We start from the raw sequence: 4,793 nt of genomic DNA on the forward strand, positions 1-4,793 counted from the left end.
CTGTGGAGATGGTATATGGAGAAGGCGCACATCGTCCTGTTCTTCCTTGCCCTTTTTCTCTACGGCGTGGATGCGGGATTCAGGCTCTTCGGAGTCGATGGAGACAAGAATATCCTGAAATCACCCCTTGCAGCCGCATTCGGGATGCACACCCTTTTCCTTGCTCTCAGGTGGGGGGTTTCCCGTCACGCCCCCTTCGCCGGGATGTTCGAGAGCATAAGCTTCTACGTCTGGTCAACGGCGCTTGCCGTGTTTGTCTACTTCAGGAGGGCCGTTCCACGGGAAGTGAGGAAGGAGGTCACCTACGCATCCCTCATCTGCCTTCTCTTCATGGCCGTTGCGTCGCTGTCCCCGAAGGGAGTCGTGCCGGCTTACCCGGCCCTGAAAACCCGGTGGTTCGAGATCCACGTGGGGCTCTCCTTTCTCTCCTACGGCCTCTTCACCGTCGGGTTCTGCTCCTCCCTGGCGTGGGACAGGGAAAAGCCGGGGAGGTATTTTTCCCTCTGTGAGAGCGCGTCCCTGATGGGGTTTTCCCTCTTTTCCGCCGGCATGGTCGCCGGCGGGATCTGGGCGTACTACGCGTGGGGCTCGTACTGGATATGGACGCCGAAGGAGATCTTTTCCGTCGTGCTCTGGGTTTTTTACGCCAGCGCCCTTCACGCCAAGTTCGACGGCCGCTTCGGTCTTCGCTTCATCCGCGCCCTGTCTTTCGCGGGATACTTCGTGATGCTCTTCACCTACCTGGGGGTTTCCGTGCTCCTGTCGAGCAGCCACAGTTTCCGATGATGGAGGTGCGATGAAGAGGCTCTGGGAATTCATAACGTCCCATTACCTGTGCGTCTACACCGGCATCGCATTTGTCGGCGGCGGCCTCTTTCTCTCCCTCCAGATGGGATGGGACGGGGACTACTTCAAGAACATCGATCACGGGATCCTGCTTCAGTGGCTGGCGGAAAAACAGGGCGCCGGGATTACGGCCTCCTCCATCGCCTTCCTGCTGATCATCCTGCTCACGGCACTGCTCTTTCTGAACGCGCTTTTTTGCACCCTGCAAAAGGTGTATCACCTGGTGAGGGAGGGGGGGGCGTGGAGGAGGTACCTTCCCCACGTCATGCACGCAGCCTTCCTGGTGGTGGTGACGGGGCATCTCGTGAGCTCCCTCTCCGGGGACAGGGTGAGGTCGATCCCCGTGTTCGAGGGGAGCTTTGCCCGCGTCGTGGGGACTCCCTACAACCTGAGAGTGCACGGCGTGGTCCTGAAATTGTCAGATAGGGGGTACCCAGCCGATTTCTCTGCTGATATAACTCTACTTAAGGGTACCGAGGCCGTTGCCGAAGGATCGGTCAGGATCAACCACCCTCTTTTGTACGGAGGGTATGGCGTGTACATAAAGAACGCGGGAATGGACAGGCTCGGAAGAAGGTACGTCTTCTTCGACGCCAACAGGGACGATGGGGCCGGCATAGTCCTTGCCGGGGCGCTTCTCTTTACCCTTGCCAACCTGCTCTACATCCTTCCCCATCGGAGAAAGGCACGGGAGGTTGATGGTGAGGCCTCTTGAAAAGGGTGACCGGGTAGCCATAGTCGCTCCCGCATCGCCGGTCGAGGGAGAACTGCTCGATCGGGGCATTCGCGTCCTCGAGGCGAAAGGGCTGTCCGTCGAGTGCACCGGTACCATCCTTACCCGGAGCGGGTACCTGGCGGGAAGCGACGAGAGAAGGGCCGAGGAGATAAATTACTTCCTGGCAAGGGACGATGTCCGTGCGATTTTCGTGGCCAGGGGCGGCTACGGCATTCTCAGGATACTGGACCGGATCGACTTCAACGCCCTCGTTGACGATCCCCGCCCCATCATCGGCTTCTCAGATTCCACGGCGCTCCTTTCCTATGTGTCCACCCGGCTGGGGATTCCCTGCTTTCACGCCTGCATGCCCGCAACGGAAGCCGCCCTCCAGGAGGATGTCTGCCACACGGACCTCCTCATGAGGATCCTGCGAAACGAGATCTCCTACCCCTTCACGATGTACGACAATCTTTCAAGCGTGTCCTTCTCCGGGCTGGCGAGGGGGAGAATGTTCGGGGGAAACCTTTCGGTGCTCTGCTCCCTGATGGGGACGCCCTACGAGCCCGATTTCGAGGGGAAGATCCTCTTCCTCGAGGAGGTCGATGAAAAGGCATACCGGGTGGACCGCAAGATGACCCAGCTCCGGCTCTCCGGAAAGCTGGAGCAGCTGGCGGGGGTGCTCATGGGTCGCTTCGTTCCCATTTCCGGCGGCGACCCCGCCCTCCTCTCAAAGATCGTGGCCGGCGAGTGCCAGACGGCGGGAGTACCTCTCTTCACGGGATTTCCCGCGGGACACCGGGGCGAAAACATGCCGCTTACCTTCGGCGTGACCGGGGAGATCGTCACCGAGGGGGGGAGGGCGAGGCTGCAGGTACTCGAACCGCCATTCGACGGATCAACGGAACCATGAAGGAGATTTCGCGGATACTTGGAGAGGGCATCGACGGAGGCCTGTTCCAGGCGGCGACCTTCCGCGCCTTCGACCGGGATAAGACCCTCCTCGAGGTTGCCGCGGGGGGGTGCGCCGTCTCCTCCATCTTCGATATCGCCTCGATTACGAAGGTCTTCACGGCCCTCATTTTTGCCCGGCTTCAGGCGCGGGGCGTTGTGCGGGCAGAGGACAGGCTCCGGGACCTCGACTGTGTTGAACCACCTGCCGACAAGGGGGACATTACGCTCCTGTCGCTCCTGGCGCACACGTCGGGCCTTCCCGGCTACGTCCCGTTCTACCGGCTTTTTGCGGGCGAGGGGGGAGCGATCGAGCCCGCAGGGAGGAGTGAGGCGTATGGAAGGGTGGTGGCGGAGATCATGGACACCCCCCTCATGTCTCTACCGTTGGAGTCGATCCGCTACAGCGACCCGGGGTACATACTTCTCGGATTTATCGTCGAGCAGCTTGCGGGGACATCCCTCGATCAGCTCATGGAGGAGCTGGTCACCGCTCCGGCGGGCCTTGCCGACACCTGCTTCCGGCCCCTCGGCAGGTATCACGAGTGCGAGACGGGAAGGTTCGTGTCATCCGGGGCCTGTCCCCACCGGTCACGGGAGGTGGTGGGTGAAGTGGAGGATATGAACTGCTACGTCCTCGGCGGCGTCTCCGGTCACGCGGGGCTCTTTTCCACCGCTTACGATCTGGAAAAGCTGGGCAGGGAAATTATCCGCGCCCGGTCAGGACAGAGTGGGGTATTCGACGCGGGGGAGGCGGCGTTCCTGCTGAGGGAGGAAAGGGACGCGCGCGGTTCCCGGCGCAGGGTGGGCTTCGACGTCCCGTCGGGGGCAGGTTCCCTTGCCGGGAGATATTTTTCCGAGGACAGCGCTGGCCACCTGGGGTTTACCGGCGTGTCGGTCTGGCTCGACCTGGCCAAGGAGACGGGAATGGTGCTGCTGGCCAACAGGGTGTATCGCAACGGGGACAGGGAGGAGTTCAACGGCCTGCGCAGGAGGGTCCACGACGCCGCGTGGGAGCTGCTTGCATCATGAGGGGGAAGGTCTACATGATAGCCGTCGGCGGTGTGGGGATGTCGGCACTTGCCCACCTCTTCAAGGAGTCCGGCTACGAGGTTTCGGGATCGGACAGGGCGGTGTATCCACCCGTAAGCGACTTTCTGGAGCGAATCGGCGTGCCCGTGCGCACCCCCTTTTCTGCCGGCAACGTCCCTCGCGATGCCGACTTCGTTATCGTCGGGAACGCGGTTTCCGCGGACAACCCCGAAGTGGTGGAGGTTGCCGGGTCGGGCATGAGGGTCTACTCCCTCCCCTCGGCGCTGTCAGAGCTCTTCATGAAAGACACCTTTCCCGTGGTGGTTGCCGGGACGCACGGCAAGACCACGACCACGGCGATGGTGGCGCACCTGCTCTGCCATGCCGGCCTCGACCCCTCCTTTTTCGTCGGCGGCATACCCCTCAACTTCGGCTTCCCGGCGCGGGCGGGGAGGGGGGAGCATTTCGTCATCGAGGGGGACGAGTACGACAGCGCCTATTTCGACAAGAAGGCGAAGTTCTACCACTACATGCCCCGCTGCCTCCTTCTCACCAGCCTCGAGTACGACCATGCCGACATATACCCGGACCTTGCAGCGGTCAGGGATGCCTTTTTCGACCTCGTCCGGATGGTGCCGGAAGAGGGGCTCATCGTAGCCTGCAGCGACTATGAGCACGTCCGCAGCGTGCTCGAGGAGGCGCGCTGCAGGGTGCTCACCTACGCCACGCGCACGAGGGATGCCGATATTTTCATCGAGCCCCTTGCCGCGGAAGGGGGAGAGGCGAGGGGAGGTGTCTTCTGGGGGGAGCGCACCTTTAAGGTCGGCGTGGGGATACCCGGGGTGCACAACATGGCGAATGCCGTCGCCTCCGTCGCATGCGCGGTGGAGCTGGGGGTCCCCCTCGGAAAGGCCCTCGAAGCCATGAGGGGCTTTCTCGGGGTGAAGAGGAGGCAGGAGCTTCTGGGGGAGGCCGGCGGGATCCGTATCGTAGACGACTTTGCCCACCACCCCACGGCGGTGAGGGAGACGATAGATGGGGGACGGTCATTCTACCGGCCCGAAAGGCTCGTGGCTATTTTCGAGCCGCGGTCGAACACGTCGAGGAGGAACATATTCGAACGGGATTTTGCCGAGGCCCTGGCACGGGCAGACCTCGCCATCATCTGCCCTCCCCATAACCCCACGGCCATACCGGAGAAAGAGCGGTTCTCCCCGGAGCGGGTTGCCGCGCTCATTGCCGGCATGGG

At 62.2% G+C, this 4,793-nt stretch carries 5 protein-coding genes; all 5 read left to right on the forward strand.

All coding sequences use genetic code 11. The annotated features are described in order from the left end of the window. Window positions 1-15: 15 nt before the first annotated feature. The gene (locus GTN70_08365; GenBank protein ID NIO16999.1) at window positions 16-786 is read left to right on the forward strand and encodes a cytochrome C biogenesis protein ResC; all 771 of its coding nucleotides are present in this window, start codon (window positions 16-18) and stop codon (window positions 784-786) included. A gap of 10 nt (window positions 787-796) precedes the next feature. Continuing rightward, on the forward strand, window positions 797-1,561 hold the full coding sequence (locus GTN70_08370) for a hypothetical protein (GenBank protein NIO17000.1): 765 nt from the start codon (window positions 797-799) through the stop codon (window positions 1,559-1,561). Further along, window positions 1,548-2,474, forward strand: coding sequence for an LD-carboxypeptidase (locus tag GTN70_08375; GenBank protein ID NIO17001.1), 927 nt, complete (start codon window positions 1,548-1,550; stop codon window positions 2,472-2,474). The genes GTN70_08370 and GTN70_08375 overlap by 14 nt, the downstream gene beginning before the upstream one ends. Beyond that, window positions 2,471-3,544 (forward strand): serine hydrolase, encoded by a 1,074-nt coding sequence (locus GTN70_08380; protein ID NIO17002.1) that lies wholly within the window; start codon window positions 2,471-2,473, stop codon window positions 3,542-3,544. Before GTN70_08375 ends, GTN70_08380 begins: the two co-directional genes overlap by 4 nt. Beyond that, on the forward strand, window positions 3,541-4,793 hold a 1,253-nt coding region (locus tag GTN70_08385), incomplete at its 3' end, for a hypothetical protein (GenBank protein ID NIO17003.1). The genes GTN70_08380 and GTN70_08385, both read left to right, overlap by 4 nt.

This window comes from Deltaproteobacteria bacterium, assembly GCA_011773515.1.
Classification (GTDB): Bacteria; Desulfobacterota; Deferrimicrobia; order J040; family J040; genus WVXK01.

Bases quoted from the DNA above. Each gene is read 5' to 3' on its own strand.
- GTN70_08365 (NIO16999.1), top strand. From the start codon at position 16: ATGGAGAAGGCGCACATCGTCCTGTTCTTCCTTGCCCTTTTTCTCTAC.
- GTN70_08370 (NIO17000.1), top strand. From the start codon at position 797: ATGAAGAGGCTCTGGGAATTCATAACGTCCCATTACCTGTGCGTCTAC.
- GTN70_08380 (NIO17002.1), top strand. From the start codon at position 2,471: ATGAAGGAGATTTCGCGGATACTTGGAGAGGGCATCGACGGAGGCCTG.